Raw genomic sequence first — 21,157 nt, forward strand, 5'->3', positions numbered from 1 at the left:
AACCGATCTCTAACCGATATGAGCGATAAATCCGGCGAAGCGAGTGTCATTCTGATGCACTCCGAAGAACTCCTGAACTGGTCGCGCGAGAAATCGCTCTGGCCCATGAGCTTTGGGCTGGCCTGCTGCGCCATCGAGATGATGCAGGCGTTTGCGGCCAACTACGACCTCGACCGTTTTGGCATATTTCCGCGCCCGTCTCCCCGCCAGTCTGATATCATGATCGTGTCGGGAACGGTTACCTATAAAATGGCGGATCGGATCAGGCGTCTGTACGAACAGATGCCCGAACCCCGGTATGTGCTCTCGATGGGCTCCTGCTCGAACTGTGGTGGTCCCTACTGGCAACACGGCTATCACGTCGTTAAAGGCGTAGATCGGATCATACCGGTCGATGTGTATATACCGGGCTGCCCACCCCGGCCCGAAGCACTGATCGACGGGTTTTTGAAGCTGCAGGAGAAAATCAGGACCGAGCACCCGCTGTCGGAGCCGAAATAAATGTACTTTTAGTTCAGATTAATTGCCCCCTACCGGGTTGGCCGACGAACCAATTGCGACTGGCCCGTTTACGCTTAACCTGAACCATTCGTGAACGCTTTTTTTCTGTCGCTTCGCCACCTGCTCCGGTCGACCCGGCTCATCGGGTTACTGTACGGCATCACGCTCGTGCTGGGGCTGCTGGTCGCCCTCCCGTTTTACAGCACCCTCCAGGCCGAAGATCAGGACTCGCGTGCCTTTCTAAACCTGCTCGACGGTTTCGATTATACCGTTTATGCTGATTTCATGCAGCGCAGCGAGCGGGTCATCGATCCCCTATTGAGCGTTGGCCGCTGGCTCGGGGTTCTGTTTGTCTTTCTCAGCGTTTTTCTGGCGGGTGGCATCCTGAACACCTTTGCGCAGCCCTCGCGCCGGTTCGACGCTGGTCTGTTCTGGCAGGTGTGTACGGCTTATTTTGGCCGTTTTCTACAGCTGCTGGGGGTAACAACCCTGTTTCTGCTGGTGGGGGCGGGCCTCTGGCTGATTGCCGGGCTGCTGGTTGGCATCGTGCTCAGCGATACGCTGACCGAGCGGGGCTTATTCTGGGTAGGCCTGGGGTTCTTCAGCCTGTTTGCCCTCACCGCCACCCTCCTGTTCTGCATTGGCGACTATGCCAAAGTGATTATGTTCCGCGACGACGAGTCGAACGCGTTTCGGGCGTTTGGCCGGGCGGGGCGGCTGGTCATGCGTAACCTGCCCCGTACCTACGGTTTGTACTGGCTGTTTATCGGTATAGGGACCGCGCTGTTCGGGCTCTATTTTTTGATCGATGAGCTGATTCCGATGCGGAATACCCCTACCATTCTACTGATGTTTCTGGTACAGCAGGCGCTCGTGCTGGCCCGAACCGCGCTGAAGGCCTGGGCACTCGGTACCGCTTACCAGGTGTATCTGACCCTGCCAGCACCGATACGAGCTATGCCGCCGAATCAGCCTGACATGACTCTGATCCAGCCCGATCGGCCTGATACCTACTGATACCTCGCTTCGATGTAGTTCGCTGTCCTCTGCTTAACACACTCACGGAAACGTCTTCGTCCCGCTTCCGCGCTCTCATTATCATCTATTTGCCAATCCTGCCAGCAGGCGTTAATCTTCTTTGGCCATTTCGTATTATTGCAGAATCAATCTCTCTGCTTTCGCCGTATGGCCGTCCCAACCCTTCCTAAAGAAACGCAGGCTGCTCCGGCAGGCCTCTTCAGTCTCCCTGTCATCGTAGCTGCCCTCGGCTACTTCGTCGACATCTACGATTTGTTACTCTTCGGCATTGTTCGCGTGCCCAGCCTGAAAGACCTTGGCCTGACCCCCGATGAAATCTCGACGGTTGGCGCCAGTATTCTGAACTGGCAAATGGGTGGTTTATTACTGGGTGGTATCCTGTGGGGCGTTCTGGGCGACAAACGGGGCCGACTGTCGGTATTATTCGGCAGTATCATCACCTACTCCATTGCCAACGTAGCCTGCGGGTTTGTCGATGACGTCACCTTCATGGAGCCGACGCTCTATTACGCGCTCATGCGGTTCATTGCCGGCATCGGTCTGGCGGGCGAACTGGGCGCGGGCATTACCCTGGTCAGCGAGGTCCTTCCGAAAGAAAAACGCGCGATCGGGACGTCACTGGTGGCCGGTATTGGCCTGTTTGGGGCCGTAGTAGCCTACTTTACGGTTAAACTGTTCGACTGGCAAACCGCCTTCTTCGTTGGGGGGGGCCTTGGTTTCGGGCTGCTGCTGCTGCGGGTGGGCGTTGTGGAGTCGGGTATGTTTACCAATGTTACCGAGCAGACCCACGTAAACCGGGGCGACTTTCTGTCGTTCTTCACGAACGCCGACCGGCTCAGCCGCTACCTGAAATGCATCGGCATTGGCCTGCCCACCTGGTTTGTGATCGGTATTCTGGCTACGTTTAGCAATGAGTTCGGGAAAGCATTCGGTATAGCGGAAGAAATACAGCCGGGGCTGGCCATCATGTGGTGCTATGTGGGTCTGGCGGCCGGCGACCTGGCCAGCGGCTTCATCAGTCAGGCGCTCGCATCCCGCAAAAAAGGGGTTGCGCTGCTGATGGGCGTAGCCCTGCTGTTTAGCCTGGTTTATCTCTACACCGGCATCGCGTCGGCAACGGCCCTGTATGGGCTCTGCCTGGCCATGGGTTTCGGCATTGGTTACTGGGCCATGTTCGTAACCATCGGCGCCGAACAGTTTGGTACGAACCTGCGGGCCACGGCGGCCACGACGGTTCCTAACATGGTGCGTGGTCTGGTTATTCCGATGACACTTACCTACCAGGCGCTGAAGCCTTCGCTGGAGACGATCAACGCGGGGGCCGTTGTCGGGCTGATCAGTTTCGTGATTGGTTTCTACTCCATCCTGACCATTCCGGAGACGCACGGCAAAGACCTCGACTACCTGGAGGAGTAACGGCCTGCCCGAACGACACCCACCTTATGCAAACGCTCACGCCCCTACCCGCAACGCGCCCGTCGCTGCGGCCCTTACTGGCATTGCCGGTCATTGTATCGGCCCTCGGCTTCTTCGTCGATGTCTATGACATGCTGATTTTCAGCATCGTGCGGGTGCCGAGTCTGCAATCGTTAGGGCTGACCGAGGCCGACGTATCAACGGCAGGAACGTTCATTCTCAACTGCCAGCAGGCCGGCCTGGTGCTGGGTGGTATTTTGTGGGGTGTTCTGGGCGACAAGCGGGGTCGTATGTCGGTCCTGTTTGGCAGCATTGTTACCTACTCCCTGACCAATATTGCCTGTGGGTTCGTACAGGATGTCAACACCTACGCGGTGTTGCGCTTTCTGGCGGGTATCGGCCTGTCGGGCGAGATCGGGGCGGCTATGGTCCTGGTGGCCGAAATACTGCCGAAAGAAATTCGGGGCTATGGCTCGGCGGTTGTGGCCGGTATCGGCTACCTCGGCGCGGGCGTGGCGTACCTGACCGTCGAGTACTTCAACTGGCGAACGGCCTTCTTCGTAGGGGGCGGTATGGGCCTGGCGCTACTCCTGCTGCGGGTCAGTGTTTTCGAGTCGGGGCTGTTCAGTCGCTTCAAAGCTGAGCACAAAGGCGTTAGTCGGGGCAATTTCGGGCAGTTTTTCCGAACGTGGGCCTCTACCCGCAAATACCTCCAGTGTGTAGCGGTTGGCATGCCTACCTGGTTCGTTGTTGGTATTCTGGCCACGTTTGCCAACGAATTTGGTCAGGCGCTGGGACTGACAGAACTGGTCAAGCCCGGCCGCTGTGTCATGCTGCTCTACGTAGGGCTGGCCGGTGGCGACCTGCTGAGTGGTCCGCTGAGTCAGTGGCTTCGGTCGCGCATAAAGGCCATTACAAGCCTGCTCCTGCTCAGCATGACCCTCTGCAGCATTCTGCTGTTCGGCGGCATCGACACGGCCGAGGGGGTGTATACGGTTTTTCTGCTGGCTGGCTTCTGCACCGGCTACATTGCCATGTACCTGACCACGGTAGCCGAACGGTACGGTACCAACCTCCGCAACACAGCCACGACATCGGTGCCGAGCGTAGTACGCGGTACGCTGATTCCGATGACCCTCGCGTTTCAGGCCATCAAGCCCGCCGTTGGTACGCTGGTGGGGGCTGGCCTGCTCGGCCTCGTCGTATATGGACTGGCGTTCTGGTCGCTGAGCCGTCTGGACGAAACGTTCGGCAAAGACCTCGATTTTGTCGAGTAAGCTACGCTGCTGCCATTCATCCTTTTTCTAAGCCGCTGTTCCAGAACCGCAGCGGACCGGCCGGCTGCCTGCATCATTGGGTTGATTATTCACTTAATCCATTCGACTCAATGAAAACTCGCATCACCCTGATTGTCAGCTTTATGCTGCTGACACTGACCGCATCGGTATCGCTTGCGAAAACGATCCAGACCGGCAATCCAGAGAAGAGAGCCTTCCAGGCCGCCATGTATCCGGCCGCGGCCTCCTCCAAAGTGTGGCTCGCTCTGGAAAAATCATTACCCCAGTTTAAAGTAAACGTAGAGCTGATCGATCAGAAAGGGAATGTCCTGTTTCGGGAGACCCTGCCGGGCAAGGGCGGCAAAAGCAACCGGTTCAGGCAGATGTTCGACCTGAGCGATGTAGAAGATGGAAACTACACCTTTCGGGTCTATACAGCCGGATTTCAGTCCGAGGAGTTCTCGTTCCGCCTGTCGACCCCAACCGTTACCCAGCGGCTTCCGACCCGACTTGTTTCCATGAAATAATAGTTGGTTTATCGACTTTATAGGGGCACAAAGCATGACTTTGTGCCTTTTCTGTTATTTGTGCAATGATTTTATGTAAACGATAAAGCCTATTTCAAGAATAAATTGCTTTTTTACGCGCTAATCAGCTAACCCTTTTTACTGCGTGCCGTAATGAACCAGCTAAACCAGTTAGATTACATTATCTTCCTCCTGTACTTCATTGGTGTCTCCTCCTACGGATACTGGATTTACAAGCGAAAACAAAAGACCAATCTCGACACCAAAGACTTTTTCCTGGCCGAAGGATCCCTCACCTGGTGGGCCATTGGCGCATCGTTAATCGCATCCAACATCTCGGCCGAGCAGTTTATCGGGATGTCGGGGAATGGCTTCCAGTTTGGGGTTGCCATTGCCGTGTATGAGTGGCTGGCCGCCATCTCGCTGATTATTGTGGCAGTCTGGTTTATGCCCATCTACCTCAAGAATCATATCTACACCATGCCGCAGTTTCTGAAGACGCGGTATAACGAAACGGTCTCCCTGATCATGGCCGTGTTCTGGTTGTTCCTGTACATTTTCGTTAACCTGACCTCTATCCTGTTCCTGGGCGCGCTGGCCATCAGCACGCTGGTCGGCGCCGACTACTTCCATGCCATCATTATTGGCCTGTGTTTGTTTGCGCTGGTTATCACCCTGGGTGGTATGAAGGTGATCGGGTATACCGACGTTATCCAGGTGGTGGTACTGATTATTGGCGGGCTGGTTACGACCTACCTGGCGCTGACGCTGGTAAGCCAGAAGTTTGGCCTGGGTAACGACGTGCTGGCGGGTTTCGGCGCCATGATGCGCGATGCGGATGACCACTTCCATTTGATCTTCGAGAAACCGGGCCCCAACGCGTCGCAGGTAGAGATCAACAAGTACCTGACCCTGCCGGGTATTGCTATGTATTTTGCCGGTCAGTGGATCGTGAACCTGAACTACTGGGGTTGTAACCAGTACATCACGCAGCGCGCGCTCGGTGCTGACCTGCACACCGCCCGCACCGGTATCCTGTTTGCTGCGCTGCTGAAAATTTTCATGCCGCTGATCGTTATGCTGCCCGGTATTGCGGCCTATGTCCTCTACAAGAACGGCAGTCTACAAAGCGAGATGGCGCCCGGTGGCCGGCTCCTGGCCGACAATGCGTACTCGGCTATTCTGTCTTTCCTGCCCAATGGGCTGAAAGGCCTTTCGATGGCCGCCCTGACCGCTGCTATCGTGGCTTCTCTGGCCGGTAAAGCCAACTCCATTTCGACTATTTTCACCCTGGATATCTACCAGAAGTACATTAAGAAAGACGCCAACGAAGGGCAGCTGGTCTGGGTAGGTCGTATCGCTATTTTCATGGCTATGGCGCTGGCTATTGCCCTGACCTGGCAGGATACGCTCGGTATCGGTCGTGAGGGCGGCTTTACGTTTATCCAGAAGTATACGGGCTATATCAGCCCGGGTATCTTCGCCGTATTCCTGCTGGGCTTTTTCTGGAAACGGACAACGGGGGTAGCAGCGGTGGTTGGTATCCTGCTGGGCTTTGCCCTGGCCGTATTCTTCAACCACTACGCGCCTGCGGTGTTAGGCAACGAAACGCTGATCTATACGGCTTTCCCGAACGGAAACGGCGGCTACGAGATCCCATTCCTGATCTGTATGGGCTGGTCGTTCTTCTTTACGGTAGTGGTCATGGTTGCTATCAGTCTGGCAGGTCCGGCCGTTAGTCCGAAAGCGTTCGAGATCGACTCCAAAATGTTCCGTCTGGCTCCGTCGACTACAGCCCTGATCGTGGTTATTGTGCTGCTGATTTCGGCCATTTACGTCCGGTTCTGGTAATCCTTTTCAGCAGGTAGCGTGGTCCGTCGTGACGACACAGCGAGTAAAGAGGTAACTATTGTTTTCTCTGTGCTTTTTGTGTCATCAGGACGGACCACGCTTCGTTTTGATGGCAATAGATGCTGACCCACCCTCCCCTATGACGACTGCCCCACCTTCTTCTGTTTCGCTCCGCCCCCTGTTTACCCTGCCGGTCATTGTGGCTGCGCTGGGGTATTTTGTCGATGTGTATGACCTGCTGTTGTTCAACATTGTCCGGGTGCCCAGCCTGAAGGACCTGGGGCTGTCGGAAACCGCAATTTCGCTGACGGGTGGCCAGATTCTGAACGTGCAACAGGCGGGGCTGCTGCTGGGTGGCATTCTGTGGGGTATCCTCGGCGACAAACGCGGTCGGTTGTCGGTCCTGTTCGGCAGCATCATCACTTACTCATTGGCCAACATAGCCTGCGGATTCGTTGAAAGCCCCACCACCTACGCTCTTCTCCGGTTTGTGGCGGGGCTGGGCCTGGCGGGGGAACTGGGGGCGGGCATTACGCTCGTCAGCGAAATACTGCCCAAAGAACTGCGGGGTTATGGCTCGTCGCTGGTAGCCGGTGTGGGGCTGCTGGGTGCCGTAGTCGCTTATTTCACGGTAACGCTGTTCGACTGGCGTACGACCTACTTCATTGGCGGAGGGTTAGGGCTGGGACTGTTGATTTTGCGGGTGAGTGTACTGGAGTCGGGTATGTTCCGGCGCGTGCAGCAAACGGGCGTGAGCCGTGGCAACTTCTGGGCGCTATTCAGCAACAGCGAACGGTTGTCACGCTATATCCGCTGTATGGGGCTGGCCGTACCGACCTACCTGGTCATTGGCATCCTGGCTACGTTTGCCAACGAGTTCGGGAAGGCGATGGGTATTGCCGAACCTATCCAGCCCGGTCAGTGCGTTATGTTCACCTACGTCGGTATGGTTGTGGGGGATCTGTTCAGTGGACCGCTCAGCCAGTGGCTGAAATCCCGTCGACAGGCTATCGGGCTGATGATGGGATTGAATTTTCTGTTCGTCGGCATCTATCTGTTTGGCGGGTTGAGTAGTGCTGATGCCTTTTATGCGGTTTGCGTCGGTATGGGGTTTAGCATCGGGTATATAGCCATGTTTCTGACCGTTACCGCCGAAACGTTCGGCACCAACCTCCGGGCTACGGCAACTACCTCCGTAGCCAACAACGTACGGGCCACCACGCTGCTGACCATTCCGGCTTTCCAGCTGCTGAAGCCCAGCCTGGGCGTAATTGGCTCGGCCGCCGTGGTAGCCGCCGTCTGTTTCGCCCTCGGCCTCTGGGCCGTTCTCACCATCGACGAAACATTCGGCAAAGACCTCGATTACGCCGAGTAGAGACGCAATCGCACCGGCGCCCCGGCCATTGCGTCTCACATGCGCCAGCCATTGCGTCTCATATGCGCCCCGGCCATTGCGTCTCATATGCGCCAGCCATTGCGTCTCACATGCGCCAGCCATCGCGTCTTTACAGGGGAGGCCGTTTCATGAACCAGGGCTGGGTTTGTTCCAGCTGCCCCGCCAGCCGGAACAGGGCAGCCTCGTCGCCGAGCCGGGCCGCCAGCATAACGCCGACTGGTAACCCATCGGCCGACCAGTGTAACGGCACCGACATAGACGGCTGACCGGTCATGTTCGTAATAACGGTGTACGAAATATAGCCTAGCGATCGTTCGGCGAGATCGTCGATGGTTCTGCTGCCTTTAAGGTATTTCAGCCCGCCCACCGCATCGACTAGTTTCAGCAGACGCTCCTCCGACGCCCTATTCTGAAACGTACCGATTTCGATAGGCAGCCGGGGCAGGGTTGGCGTCAGAAACAGGTCGTACGTTTCGTGCAGCTGTCCCATGGCCCGGTTCAGCGTATTCCAGCGTCGTTTCTGGTAAGCGACATCAGCGGCCGAGAACCCGTCGGCCAGGCGGGCCAGCGCCCAGGTGTTCAGCTCGACGTCACCCGACCGAACCGGCCGACCCAGGTAAACGCTCAGCTCGCGCAGGGTAGCTGCCGTCTCGCTCATCACCGACACGAAGAACGCTTCGGTCAGGATGGTTTTCTCGTACGGCAGCGGCACCTCCTCTACCGTATGGCCAAGTCGTTCGAGCAGGCGTACCGTTTCCTGAACCGCTTTGATACATTCCGGGTCAATCGTCATCGAGGGCATGAGCGAGGCTGCGGAGAACGCAATACGAAGCCGGCCCGGATCGCGGCCCACTTCGTCGGCAAACGGACGTTCGGGCGGGCTAATCAGGTACGGATCGCCCGCCATGGGGCCTGCTACCACATCCAGCAGCCCCGCACTGTCGCGCACGGAGCGGGTCAGCGCGTGCCCAACCACGGCCCCGTTCCAGAGTTCGCCGTAGCGCGGCCCGAGCGTCACGCGTCCGCGCGATGGCTTCAGTCCAAATAACCCACAGCAGGCGGCCGGAATCCGGATTGAGCCGCCCCCATCGGAGGCCGTGGCTGCCGGTACGATACCAGCCGCTACTGCTACCGCCGACCCACCGCTGCTGCCACCGGGCGAATGCGTCGGTTTCCAGGGATTACGGGCCGGGCCATACAGTTTCGATTCGGTATATGGCGTCAGGCCAAACTCCGGCGTGTTGGTTTTGCCAAAAAACACCAGCCCGGCCGCCTTCAGACGGCTAATTACTTCACTATCTATCGGGGATACGTAGCTGGCGTAGGCCCGGCAGCCCGACTTCATGGGTGTACCGGCCCACTCCAGCTCCAGATCCTTGATCAAAAACGGAACACCCCGAAACGGTCCGGCTTCGGGAAGCTGACTGGCCAGGGCGCGCCCTTGCTCATAGAGGGGCGTCACGATGGCGTTGAGCTGCGGATTGACCGCTTCGGCGCGGGCAATCGCCGTTTCCAGCAGCTCGACGGGCGACACCTCGGCGCGACGAACCAGCTCGGCCAGGCCAGTGGCATCGTATTGAGCGTAGTCGCTGAATGATAGGGGTTGGGTGGCGGGAGTGGGCATAACTTTGATTCGTTTCGTCAAATATAGCACGGTTCGGAAGCCAACCAATTCCGCTCATCCGCAAACACTTACCCCGCATGGCGGTTAGGTTTCCAGAGTACTCAACGCTATGCATCGTACCTTCCAGATTCAGCTGCCCGCCGATAAAACAACCGCCCTGATGGCCGACCTCCTCCAGTTCGATGAGGTGATCGGCGTGGCGCTCTACCCCGACAACTCCCACAAACCCGTTGGCGACGCCCTTTCCGTTCAGCTGCTCAACCGGGGGTCGGACCGGGTTTTAAAAGCCATTGCTAACCGCTGTGGCGATGCTCCCTACCTGGTCAGCACGTCGCTTACCGAGAGTATCATTGAACCTGACCAGGCCGATAAACTCGAAAACGATGCTGACGAAGCTATCTGGGAAGAAATTGAGACCGGCATGCGGCACCAGGGACGGATAACCCCCAATTTTGTCCTGCTCATGGCACTGGGGGGCGTTATGGCAACCATCGGCATCGTATCGGCACCAACGCGCCAGATCATGCCGTTTGTCGCAGCTGCCGTTATCGCCCCGGGTTTCGAGCCACTGGCCGGTATTGCCCTGTCGGTCGTGCTGCGCCGATGGCAGGTGCTCTGGCGGGCCATCCAGTCATCGGTAGTTGGCTACACAACCCTGATCCTGACGTCAGCGCTCACCTACTGGTTCCTGCAAACTACCGGCGAGATCAGTTTGACCGATTTCACCCGCAGTGAAGAGGTATATCACCTGGCGAACCCCAGCACGAGCGACACCCTGCTGTCTGTCTGCGGCACCCTGGCCGGGGCTATCATTATGTCTTCGTTCCGGAAGAGTGTCATTGCCGGCGCCCTCATCGCGATGGTCATCATCAACGCAGCCGCCATGATCGGGATCGGGCTGGCTAGTGGCCGGTATGATCTGGCGGGCCAGGGACTTCAGCGATTCGGCTTCGATATTCTGTTGATTCTACTCTCGTGCCTGCTGGTTTTCGGCAGCAAACAGCGTTTTTTCCACCACCGCCGACCGGTAGCCTGACCCGTCGGCTACTGATCCGCTACCGCCACCCCGATCTTGGAATCGGCCGTGCCGTAATACAGGAACCACCGCCCCAGAAACGGCACCATTCCTTCCAAAAAAACCACCTGATTGACCTGCCCTTCGAGTTCGTAGGGTTGATCGGGCCGGATGAAGTATGTCTCCGACCGATCGATCAGCCGGGCCGGATCCCTGGCGTCGAACAGCAGCTGACCACCGGTATAGGCATGGTCGGGCAGGTTAGGATCGCCGGTTTTGGGTTCGTTCATGCCGTTGTAGATCAGCAGAATGCCGGCGGGCGTCAGCAGGGCGTACGGGCCGGGCTCGATCAGGCGGGCATCGTAGGTACCCCGGCGCGACTCGGCGGCTGGTATCGGTTTCCCCTGCCTGTTCTCGAGCGGTGTCCAGTGAAGGAGATCCGTCGATACGGCCAGGCGCAGGTCCGGCTGGTCGCCCCAGTACATCCAGTAGGTTCCGTTGATCCGCTGGGCTACGATCCGGTCCCCTACCCGTTTGCAGACGATAGCGCCCGACTTCGACCAGGCATTGCGGTACTTTCCGTTGTCATACTGATCGAAGGCCAATCCGTGTTTTTTCCAGCTCAGCAGGTCTTTCGAGGTAGCCACGCACAGCCGCGCTTTGTCGCCGTCGTAGGCCGTATAGGTCATCACATAAACGCCATTGGGGCTTTCAACGACCCGCGGGTCTTCGCAGCCCCCCGCCCATTCGTAGGTCTTCATCGCGTCCTGATCGGGGTAAAAGACCGGCTTCGGCAGCCGTTTAAAATGCAGCCCATCCCGGCTAACGGCCAGCCCCAGCCGCGAGGTTCCGCCCACCCGCCGAACGGTATCTTCGGCCCGGTAGAGCATATACACCTGCTTGTTGCGTACGACAGTGGCCGGATTGTACACGTCTTTTTCTTCCCAACGCACCGTTTTTTGGGAGACGGGGCAGAAAAAGGTGGTAGTAGCCTGAGCATTCAGTATCGGGTTGATGGCATTCTGCTTGATAAAAGGGCCCAGCATCCACGGTTTTTCGGGTACTGGCTGCGCCCGGACCAGCGCAGGTAACACCCACAGAACGAGCACAATGGCAACAAAACGACGATAATAAGTCAACACCATAGATGAGTAGATTTTGCCCGGCAGGACAGTTTGATCAGCAATGCATATCCGGTAAAGAAAGCAGCGGGCGGTTGGTTTGTACTGACGCAGCCTGCTCACTCCATTATTCGCATGCGTATCCTGCCCCTTTCGCCTACCGCTGCCTGGTCTGACGCCATGCCCGCCCTGTTTGGTCGCATGGCAACGCTGAACGTAGGTGTCATTGGCGATTTTGCGCTCGACCTGTACTATCAGCTCAATACCGAAACAGGCGAATACTCGCTCGAAACCAACCGGCCGGTATACTGGGGCAGTCGGCCCAAAGCATCGCTCGGAGCCGCGGGCAATGTCATACAGAACCTGCTGGCACTGGGCGTTGGCCAGGTCTGGGCCATCGGTGTCGTTGGGGCCGATTTGTTTGGTCATGCCATGCGACAGCTGATGCAGGAGCAGGGTGTCCATACCAACTGCCTGCTGACGGCCCCGCCCGGCTGGGATACCTGCGTGTATACGAAGCCGATGCAGCAACAGACCGAAGCGAACCGGATCGATTTTGGCAGCCAAAACAAACTACCCGACCATAACTTCGACCAGCTGCTCGACGGCCTGGCTCAGCTCCTGCCCCAGCTTGATGTGCTGATCATCAACCAGCAGTTTCCGTGTCCGCTCCTGACCGAAGCCCGGATTCCGGCTCTGAATGAGCGCATTCGTCAGCACCCGGCGGTATGTTGTCTGGCCGACCTGCGGCATACGGGGCTGCTGATTCGGGGGGCCACGCTCAAAGTGAATACGGCCGAGCTGGCCCGTTTCCGAAACGTACCCCTCCCCAACCATCCCGACCTCGACTGGTGTATTGAACACGCCAGGCTGCTAAACCGGGCGTTGCGCAGCCCGCTGGTCGTTACGCGGGGCGAGGCCGGTATGCTCTACGTTCGGGATGACGACATCTGGGCGATCGACGGGCTGGCGGTGCCGGGCCCGCTCGATCCGGTGGGGGCGGGCGATACGGTTGTAGCGGCTCTGGCGGCCAGCCTCAGCGCCGGTGCGCCACCCCCGCAGGCCCTGACCATCGCCAATCTGGCTGCGGCCGTTACCGTACAGAAACTCGGCCAGACCGGCACCGCTACACCCGACGAAGTGTTTCAACTGGCCACGACCTACACGCTCCATGAACCTACAACTCCTTCGGCAGCACCGTCAGGAACTGCATCATCACCTGACCCATCAGCTTCTTCCGTTCTGGGTTAGCCGTAGCGCCGACCGCGTCAACGGCGGTTTTATCACCCACTTCGATCAGCATGGGCACGACACCGGCACGGACGAGAAATCGCTGATTTCGCAAACCCGTTCGATCTATACCTACGCGTCGGCCCATCGGGCGGGCTACGGTGGACCCGAACTGGCCGAGCTGGCGCGACATGGTGTCGACTACCTCATCGATCGGATGTGGGACGAGCAGTACGGTGGTTTCTACTGGATGACCAACCGGCAGGGCAAGGTGCTCAACGACCAGAAAATCGCCTATGGGCAAAGTTTCGCCATCTACTGCCTGAGCGAATACACGCTCGCTACCGGCGATCCCCGGGGACTTAACTACGCACAACGGGTGTTCGACCTGCTGCAAATCCACGCGGTCGATACACATTATGGCGGCTACTTCGAGATGTTTTCCCGCGACTGGACGCTGAAAGGCCCCGGCCCCGGCGGTGGCGACCGCAAAACCCTCGACGTACACATGCACCTGATGGAGGCTTTTACTACGCTCTACGAAGCTAGTCAGCATCCGCTGCACCGCCGAAAACTGCTCGAAGTGATCGATCTGCTCAGTCAGCGCGTCATGCACCCCGTCTATGGAACGGGTCTGCCGCAGTTCTGGGCCGACTGGCGGGTAGCGCCCCAAATTAAGTTCGACGTGATCTGGGGCTGGGACCGGTTTGCCGAAGGCGGCATTAAACCAACGGCCGACGATAACACCAGCTATGGGCATAACGGCGAGTTTGGCTGGCTGCTGCTACACGCCCTCAACGTACTGCAGTTACCCTACGATACCTACCGCGCTGCTTTCGAAAAAGCCCTGAGCCACGCCCTGAACTACGGGGTAGACTGGGAATATGGCGGTGTTTTTGTGGAAGGCTCACACAGCGGAACCGTTTATGACCGGGAAAAAGAATTCTGGCAGCAGGCCGAACTACTGATTGGGTTTCTCGACGCCTACCAGATTACGGGGAATCACGACTACTGGCGGGCCTACGAGACCGTGCATCGCTTCGTGCTCGACAAAATGGTCAATCCGGACGTGGGCGAATGGTGGCCGCTCATGACCCGCGAAGGCCAACCCATCTGGACGCACATGGGTCACTCCTGGAAAATCAACTACCATACCGTACGGGCGGTTATCCAGTCCATAGCCCGGCTCGATCGGCTGCTAGCCCAATTTACCTAACACTGTCGGTTATTCTTTTACCTGGCAGCCACGTTCTTGCCGATCGTTTTCTCGTCGATTATGCCTTCGTGCCGCTCGTCGGTCAGCGGGCCGCCAAACCAGCGGGCCCGTTGGCTGGCCCCGGCAGCATCGTCCAGCTCCATCAGCCGGATGCCGCCCGGGTGGTCGGGCAGGTCGGGCTGCCCGTCGATCAGCTGCAAACCTACCCAGGCCAGGTATTCGTTCAGCTTCGCGTCGAGCGGTTCGTTACCGAAAATGCATAAGTCGTAATACCAGTCCAGCGATTCGCCCGCCACGGCTTCGGTGATGGCCCGATAATCGGCCAGGGTATATCCCACAAACGGCCGGCCGAACCGCTCCCACAGCTGGCGCATCACGTCATCCAGCGAGCGGGCATGATCGGAAAGTCGGCGGATGTGCAAATCCAGAATCAGCGCAGCAATGGCCCCTTTGTGATAAACCGATACCTTCCGATCGGGAACTCCTTTCTCGTAACCGTCGAGCCACAAATCCCACGACGACTCGACCAGCGACTGAGCCGCCCGACCGTTGGCTTCGAAATGGCGCTTCAGTAGCACCTGCAACTCTTTCAGGTAGGCTTCGTCGTTGAACACGCCCGACCGGCGCAGCATCAGGTCGCCGTAATAGGTGGTGACGCCTTCCGCAACGAAACAGGTGGTGAAGTAGTTTTCGCGGGTAAAATCGTAGGGCAGCAGCTCGGTGGGCCGGATGCGGATGATATTCCAGGCATGAAACAACTCGTGCGAGGCTACCCCCAGCAAATCCTGGTACAACCCCTCCCCTTCGTCGTTGGGGCCGAGCACCAGCATGGTCGAGTTGCGATGCTCTACGCCGTGGTAATGCGCAACCGGTAAAACCAGGGTCAGAAAGTGATAATCGGGTTCGGGAAACTCGCCAAATAGCGTCAGCTGCACTTCCGAGAACCGGCTGAAGTCACGCACGAGCCGATCCGGATCGAACGTTGGGTTACCGTCGGTCCGGCGCCCGCCCTGTATCCAGACGTTGAACTGAACCCCACGCACCGCGTACTGAATATGCTGCATGACCGGCGCGGCCATGAGCGGTCCGTCTACCAGTTCGTAAAAATCGCGCGCGACCAGCGTTCGGGCATCGCCCCCCGCCGACGACAGGCCACAGGCTACCATCCACCGCTCCGGAATAGCCAGCTCGAGCGTACAGGGCTCATCGATCCGGCCTTCGGCATAGACGCACAGATTGACCGGATTTACGTATAGCAAGGTGTCGCTGATAAAGCTGCTGCCCGCGTTGAGCAGATTGGGCGTCGGCAGCAGGGCGTAGTAGTTGTAGAGCACCGTAAGCGCCGTAGTGCCGTTGGTCTGCACCCGCCACCGGTCTTTGGTCACTTTCTGAAACGGCAGCGGCTGCCCATCGGCATCAACCACCGTAAAGCGCTGAATATGTTTGGCAAAGGGCTGCAGTTCATACCGGCCGGGTCGCCAGGCGGGTAGCTGGAGTTCTACATAGCTGCTGGTAATATCGGCAAGATGGGCTTCAACGGCGATATAGTGCTGCGGATTGGGTGTTCCGGCGTTTTGATCGGCAGACAGGCGATAATGCATAGTTCGGCAAGTAAGTACAGTCGGTCAGGCGAGCCGAGGCAGCCCGGCTATTCTATTAACTACCAACATAAATAATGACAATTCGTTTTTCTAAATCGGGCTTGGTAAACTGTACTGGTTCCGCTATCTTTGCGGACTCATTTGGAACCAAGGGTTTTAAGGCAACATAGATCATGAAAAGAACATACCAACCATCGAACCGCAAGCGGAAAAACAAGCACGGCTTCCGCGAGCGGATGTCAACCGCCAACGGCCGCCAGGTGCTGGCCCGCCGTCGTGCCAAAGGTCGCTGGAAACTGACCGTTTCTGACGAGAAAAAAGGCGAGCGGTTCAAAGTTTAATGAGTTTGTGGTTTTCTGTCTGCTGCTTCTCGGGAGTAAACTGACAGAAACCTACAAACTATGAACCGAATGATGCAGCAAACCTTCACCAAATCCGAGCGGCTTTGCAGCAAAAAAATTCTGGGCGAATTGTTTAAGAAAGGTAGCGCGTCGGTCCAGACGTTCTACCTTTTTCCGTTTCGGGTGCTTTATCTGTCGGCGCCCGCCCCGCCCGATTCCCCCCCTCCTCTGCCGGCTATCGTCATCACCGTTCCCAAGCGCGGTTTCAAACGCGCCGTTGACCGAAACCTCATTCGACGGCGCGTCCGGGAAGCTTACCGGCTCAACAAAGAACTGCTCAGCAGCCGGGGCGACTGGTTCAGCCCGGCCCCCGGCCAGGCGCGCCCTACGGCCATTGCCTTTCTTTATACCGCCAAACAGATTATTTCGTTTGAAGAGATAGAAAAAGGTATGAAATTAGTACTACCAAAAGTCGTGAGCCGATAGCCATCAGTTAGTCCTGCTGAGTGCTGTTTCCGAACGGCTTACGACTACTGACTGTCAACTGACTTATGCGCCTTCCCAAACGCTTTACGCTCCTAGCCTCCTCGGTCCTTGTGGCAGGCGGTATCGGGTTCTTCTCGTTCAAAACTGACGACCGGTTCTTCGAGATTGCCCGTAACCTCGACATCTACGCTACGCTCTTCAAAGAGCTGAACCTGTATTACGTAGACGAGGTGAACCCTAACCGCATGGTGAAGACCAGCATCGATGCCATGCTGAAAGCCCTCGACCCGTATACCAATTTCTTCGCCGAAGACGAAATTGAAGATTACATGACCATGACAACCGGCCGATACAACGGCATCGGGGCGCTCGTTGGCCAGCGACAGGGTAAAAGCATCGTGCTGATGATCTACGAAGGCACCCCGGCCGAAAAATCGGGCCTGCAGATCGGCGACGAAATCATGAAGATCGACGGGATCGACCTCAAAAGCCGCAAAGATGCTGACCCCGGCAAACTGCTGAAAGGGCAGAACAACACGGCCGTTAAACTGACGGTTCGCCGGTTTGGCCAGAAAGACCCCGTCGACGTGAGCGTTACCCGCGATGTGGTGAAGATGACCAACGTGCCGTATTACGGTATGATCAACGACGAGGTGGGCTACATCGACCTGAAAGACTTCACCGCTACAGCCTCGCGCGAGGTAAAAACCGCGTTTCAGGAGCTGAAAGGGAAAGGCATGAAAAAGCTGATTCTCGACGTCCGCGAAAACCCCGGCGGTCTCCTGAACATGGCTATCGACATCTCGAATATCTTTATCCCGAAAGATTCGGAGGTCGTAACGACCAAAGGCAAGGTAACCGAATGGAACAAAACCTACACGGCTCTCAACCCGCCCCTCGACCTCGATATGCCCATCATCGTGCTGACCAACAGCCGCAGCGCGTCGGCCGCCGAGATTGTATCGGGTGTTATTCAGGATTACGACCGGGGCGTACTGGTCGGTCAGCGAACGTTTGGTAAAGGACTGGTACAAACCACCCGCGAGCTGTCGTTCAATACCAAGCTTAAAATCACCACAGCCAAATATTACATTCCGAGCGGGCGCTGTATCCAGGCCATCGACTACAGCCATCGCAACCCCGACGGCAGCGTTGGTAAAGTGCCCGATTCGCTCAAAACGGCGTTCAAAACCAAGGCCGGCCGGGTGGTGTACGACGGTGGCGGGGTACTGCCCGATGTGGTCGTAGAAGCCCAGACACCCACCCCCATTGCGCTGAGCTTAACCAACAAAGGACTGATTTTCGACTATGCGGTGAAGTACCGGAGCGAACATCCGACTATCAAACCGGCCCGCGAGTTTCGCCTGACCGATGCCGAGTATGCCGACTTTACCAAGTGGGTAGCCGACAAAGAATACGACTACACCACCCAGGTAGAAAAAGACCTCGGCACGCTCGAAGCCTCGGCCAAGAAAGAAAAATACTTCGATCAGATTCAGGATCAGCTCAAAGCCCTGAAAACCAAAGTGTCGCACAGCAAAGACGCCGACCTGATGACGTTCAAGAACGAACTCAAAACGCTGCTCGAACAGGAAATTGCGGGGCACTACTACCTCCAGCATGGCATCAAGGAAGCCTCTTTCGCGACTGATCCCGAACTGAAAGCCGCCCTCGACGTCTTCAAAGACATGGGTCGCTACAGCGCCATCCTCAAAGGCACCAAATCAAAATAACGATGAGCGATGAGTGCTGAGCGATGAGCAACTGACAGCACTCATCGTTCAACACTCATCGCTCAGCACTTTTTACTGAATGCTTCTCCTTTCCATTGATACGTCCACGGCGTCCTGTTCGGTAGCTGTACACGGGGGCGACGGCCCGGATGCGGGTACCTTGCTGGGCTGTTACGAACTCTTTACCGAGCGCACCTCGGCGGCTATGCTTACTACCCTGATTGGTGATGTGGTGCGGCATACGGGGCATGAACTGGCCCAGCTCGATGCGATAGCGGTCAGTAAAGGGCCCGGCTCGTATACCGGCCTGCGCATCGGCGTCTCAACGGCCAAGGGGCTGTGTTTCGCCCTCGACAAACCGCTGCTGGCCATCAATACCTTACAGGCTATGACCGAACAGGTTCGCCCGTACGCCACCCTATTCGCGGACCAGCCCATACTGTTCTGCCCCATGATCGACGCCCGGCGGATGGAAGTGTACTGCACGTTTTACGACACAACCGGCCGGGAGGTCCGACCCACGGCGGCCGAAATCATCACGCCCGACTCCTTTGCCGACTTGCTGGCCAGTAGCCGGGTGCTCTTTTTCGGCGACGGAGCCGCCAAGTGTCAGCCAGCGCTGGGTCACCACGCCAATGCCGTATTTCTCGACCAGCTCATCATCCCCTCGGCCCGGACGGTTGGCCAACTCGCCACCCAGGCCTTTGCCAGCGGGCAGTTTGAAGACCCGGCTACTTTCGAACCCTTTTATCTCAAAGAGTTCATGACCACCCAGCCCAGGCGGGCAACAGCTTGACCGCAAGCTACTTACCGGCACCAGAAACATTACATTTCCTCTACACAAGTCGCTACTGCCAGCAGGCAGAACACGCTGCGCCCATTCTGGTATCATTTTGTTGATTAGGTAACCAAATCCGGGACTTAGCATGACTTACCATGCATTGCATCGTCAGAGGATAGTTACGTGCTGTTGACGTCTCTACCCCACCCCACCGTTCATGTCCCTGATTGCTTTATGTTCCCGGCGCTTGTTAACCCTACAGATATCGGCGGCTTCGGACGCGGCTGCGTTGATCTGGCGCACTCCGCAAACCAATGCGGTTGTGTTTCGGCAACGAGTCAGTACAGAACAGCCCCGCTTCGCCTTAATCACCCAGGATTACCTGCAGGACGCTCCGCTGTTTACTGACCTGCGGGCGGGTAGCCCCGAAACGCTGCTGATCGTTTGTCTCGAAATCAGTTCGGTGATGACAAAACCGCTCTGGAAACTACTGGACAATCTGGAGTTCGATGTTCTTTGTACGGTTCCCGAACTCACCGACTGTTTAGTAACGCTAAAAGCCGGGCGGTTTTTCCAATCGACCCTGCTCCAGACGGCAGCTACCTATAGCATCAACGAGCCGTTTCCGGGCTGGCACAGTCTCTCCCCTGCCGAACGCCGGGTACTGCGCGGTATAGCAGCGGGCCAAACGGGACCGCAAATTGCCGACACCGAGTGCCTCAGCCAGAAAACGGTGAATAACCACAAACTAAAGATAAGCCAGAAGCTGGGCATATCGGGTGGCCCCGGCAGCCTGACCCGCTGGGTAATGGCCCACCGCGAAACGCTGCTACACCTGCTGGCTGACTAGGTAAGTTTTGGGTAAGTAATAGGCAAAGTTACCCACCTAAAAAAAGTAAGTTTACCCACAGAAAAGAGCAAGTTTGCTCATGCGCCAGGGTTATTCGTGTATCACTTTTGTATCGTCAAGCGCGCGACAAAGGCGGATACCGAAAAGCCTTAAATAGAGTAGGAATAAAAAAATTATATGATGAAAAAACTAGGAATGAACGCCATGCAAGAAGTTGTGGCGGGTGGTTGCATGGCTTCAGTGTTGGGGGGGGCTCTCACTCTTGGAGTATCAGTTGCTGCAGCGGCAACGGGGGTAGGAGCTGTACCTGCAGCTATGGGTGCTGTAATCGCTGCAGTCGCCATTGCTGAAGATTGTGGAGGTGGTAAGAACCGTGGACGTGGCCCTTATCCTCACTAAGTCGTTATTTATCACACATATTATCCGCACCTAACTACAGTAGTGTGGTGCGGATAATTACATCACTTGAAAATATGAAACCTATCTACAGATTTGGGTTTGGAATTTGTGCGTTAATCGTAATGATTATCAGTATTTATGATATTATTACATGTAGTGACGAAAAATGTTCGTCTACAGGTGAAGTACTTACTATTTCGTCAATGCTACTAATTGTTTATGTTGTTTATTTCAAAATGAAGAGTTCTTAATGAGTTTATTATATATCTATTACCGATGCGTAAACCAGCCTGTAAACTTGCTGAAATCATAAAAAAAAATCAATTACTGGCTTTTGTAAGCCATTATCCGTTGACCATCATCGGTTTTGTAGTGAGTTGCGCTTTGTTTGCTAAGAACTATCCGTTCAAAAGCGAATTGCATTTGTACATAATGATCTTGGCAATTATTTGTTTCTTCGTATTACTCGTAGCAGCATTGATTGCTCATTTCATTCATAAGAAACCTTTTGGTAAAAATTGGCGCAGTTAATGAAAATAACTGCAATTGTTCTCCTAATCATTATTGCTGCCGCTATTGGTAGTTATTATCGGAAGAAAAAAGAACCCTTTTCTGGCAGATGGTAATGTAAACCGACTTTTGTAGCAAAACTGTGCCCCCCAACCGGATTCACACCGCCAACGGATCGGTATACGCCCCACGAAACCAATACGCATCATTCTGGGGCTTTTGTTGGCTGCATTCTTCATTCTGG

18 protein-coding genes are annotated in these 21,157 nt (G+C 56.5%); 15 read left to right on the forward strand and 3 right to left on the reverse strand.

Translation table 11 applies throughout. The annotated features are described in order from the left end of the window. The first annotated feature begins 18 nt into the window (after positions 1-18). The 7 genes from EQG79_RS06835 (at position 19) to EQG79_RS06865 (ending at position 7,985) form a co-directional block, all read left to right on the forward strand. Positions 19-501 carry an NADH-quinone oxidoreductase subunit B gene (locus EQG79_RS06835; protein ID WP_077920840.1) on the forward strand — a complete coding sequence of 161 codons (483 nt, stop codon included), beginning with the start codon at positions 19-21 and terminating at the stop codon, positions 499-501. A 90-nt stretch (positions 502-591) separates the two neighbouring features. After that, positions 592-1,518: a hypothetical protein gene (locus EQG79_RS06840; RefSeq protein ID WP_129600844.1), complete on the forward strand. Its 927-nt coding sequence runs from the start codon at positions 592-594 to the stop codon at positions 1,516-1,518. Between the two features lie 168 nt (positions 1,519-1,686). Then, complete coding sequence (locus tag EQG79_RS06845; RefSeq protein ID WP_077920839.1) at positions 1,687-2,955, forward strand: MFS transporter; 1,269 nt, start codon at positions 1,687-1,689, stop codon at positions 2,953-2,955. A gap of 26 nt (positions 2,956-2,981) precedes the next feature. Continuing rightward, positions 2,982-4,232 (forward strand): MFS transporter, encoded by a 1,251-nt coding sequence (locus EQG79_RS06850; protein ID WP_077920838.1) that lies wholly within the window; start codon positions 2,982-2,984, stop codon positions 4,230-4,232. A gap of 110 nt (positions 4,233-4,342) precedes the next feature. Beyond that, entirely contained in the window at positions 4,343-4,759 is a 417-nt protein-coding gene (locus EQG79_RS06855; RefSeq protein WP_129600846.1) for a hypothetical protein, read from the forward strand. Positions 4,760-4,912: 153 nt separating this feature from the next. Then, positions 4,913-6,610, forward strand: a complete 1,698-nt coding sequence (locus EQG79_RS06860; protein ID WP_129600848.1) for a sodium:solute symporter family transporter — start codon at positions 4,913-4,915, stop codon at positions 6,608-6,610. Positions 6,611-6,749: 139 nt separating this feature from the next. Beyond that, positions 6,750-7,985: an MFS transporter gene (locus EQG79_RS06865; protein ID WP_129600851.1), complete on the forward strand. Its 1,236-nt coding sequence runs from the start codon at positions 6,750-6,752 to the stop codon at positions 7,983-7,985. Positions 7,986-8,115: 130 nt separating this feature from the next. Here the strand turns inward: EQG79_RS06865 and EQG79_RS06870 are convergent, their stop codons facing one another. Further along, positions 8,116-9,630, reverse strand: a complete 1,515-nt coding sequence (locus EQG79_RS06870; RefSeq protein WP_077920834.1) for an amidase — start codon at positions 9,628-9,630, stop codon at positions 8,116-8,118. Positions 9,631-9,739: 109 nt separating this feature from the next. Between EQG79_RS06870 and EQG79_RS06875 the strand changes: the two genes are divergently transcribed. Further along, positions 9,740-10,666: a DUF389 domain-containing protein gene (locus tag EQG79_RS06875; protein ID WP_077920833.1), complete on the forward strand. Its 927-nt coding sequence runs from the start codon at positions 9,740-9,742 to the stop codon at positions 10,664-10,666. 8 nt (positions 10,667-10,674) lie between these two features. On the opposite strand, the gene EQG79_RS06880 is transcribed toward EQG79_RS06875, so the two are convergent. Next, positions 10,675-11,790: a glycoside hydrolase family 130 protein gene (locus tag EQG79_RS06880; RefSeq protein ID WP_129600853.1), complete on the reverse strand. Its 1,116-nt coding sequence runs from the start codon at positions 11,788-11,790 to the stop codon at positions 10,675-10,677. A gap of 30 nt (positions 11,791-11,820) precedes the next feature. Between EQG79_RS06880 and EQG79_RS06885 the strand changes: the two genes are divergently transcribed. Beyond that, complete coding sequence (locus tag EQG79_RS06885) at positions 11,821-13,017, forward strand: bifunctional heptose 7-phosphate kinase/heptose 1-phosphate adenyltransferase (protein ID WP_240699290.1); 1,197 nt, start codon at positions 11,821-11,823, stop codon at positions 13,015-13,017. Next, complete coding sequence (locus EQG79_RS06890; RefSeq protein WP_129600857.1) at positions 12,938-14,212, forward strand: AGE family epimerase/isomerase; 1,275 nt, start codon at positions 12,938-12,940, stop codon at positions 14,210-14,212. The genes EQG79_RS06885 and EQG79_RS06890 overlap by 80 nt, the downstream gene beginning before the upstream one ends. Before the next feature lie 17 nt (positions 14,213-14,229). On the opposite strand, the gene EQG79_RS06895 is transcribed toward EQG79_RS06890, so the two are convergent. Further along, a complete protein-coding gene (locus tag EQG79_RS06895; RefSeq protein WP_129600859.1) occupies positions 14,230-15,813 on the reverse strand; it encodes a M61 family metallopeptidase in 1,584 nt (527 codons plus the stop codon). Between the two features lie 173 nt (positions 15,814-15,986). Here EQG79_RS06895 and rpmH point away from each other — a divergent pair, with 173 nt between their 5' ends. From rpmH to EQG79_RS06920, 5 genes are all read left to right on the forward strand, one after another. Next, positions 15,987-16,154, forward strand: a complete 168-nt coding sequence (gene rpmH, locus EQG79_RS06900; protein WP_077920829.1) for a 50S ribosomal protein L34 — start codon at positions 15,987-15,989, stop codon at positions 16,152-16,154. A 72-nt stretch (positions 16,155-16,226) separates the two neighbouring features. Then, positions 16,227-16,640 carry a ribonuclease P protein component gene (locus EQG79_RS06905; RefSeq protein WP_077920919.1) on the forward strand — a complete coding sequence of 138 codons (414 nt, stop codon included), beginning with the start codon at positions 16,227-16,229 and terminating at the stop codon, positions 16,638-16,640. 65 nt (positions 16,641-16,705) lie between these two features. Then, the gene (locus EQG79_RS06910; protein WP_077920828.1) at positions 16,706-18,373 is read left to right on the forward strand and encodes a S41 family peptidase; all 1,668 of its coding nucleotides are present in this window, start codon (positions 16,706-16,708) and stop codon (positions 18,371-18,373) included. A gap of 79 nt (positions 18,374-18,452) precedes the next feature. Next, a complete protein-coding gene (gene tsaB, locus EQG79_RS06915; RefSeq protein WP_077920827.1) occupies positions 18,453-19,169 on the forward strand; it encodes a tRNA (adenosine(37)-N6)-threonylcarbamoyltransferase complex dimerization subunit type 1 TsaB in 717 nt (238 codons plus the stop codon). A 202-nt stretch (positions 19,170-19,371) separates the two neighbouring features. Continuing rightward, positions 19,372-20,004, forward strand: a complete 633-nt coding sequence (locus tag EQG79_RS06920; RefSeq protein ID WP_077920826.1) for a helix-turn-helix transcriptional regulator — start codon at positions 19,372-19,374, stop codon at positions 20,002-20,004. Positions 20,005-21,157 lie beyond the last annotated feature (1,153 nt).

Source organism: Spirosoma sordidisoli (assembly GCF_004138325.1).
GTDB classification, from domain to species: Bacteria; Bacteroidota; Bacteroidia; order Cytophagales; family Spirosomataceae; genus Spirosoma; species Spirosoma sordidisoli.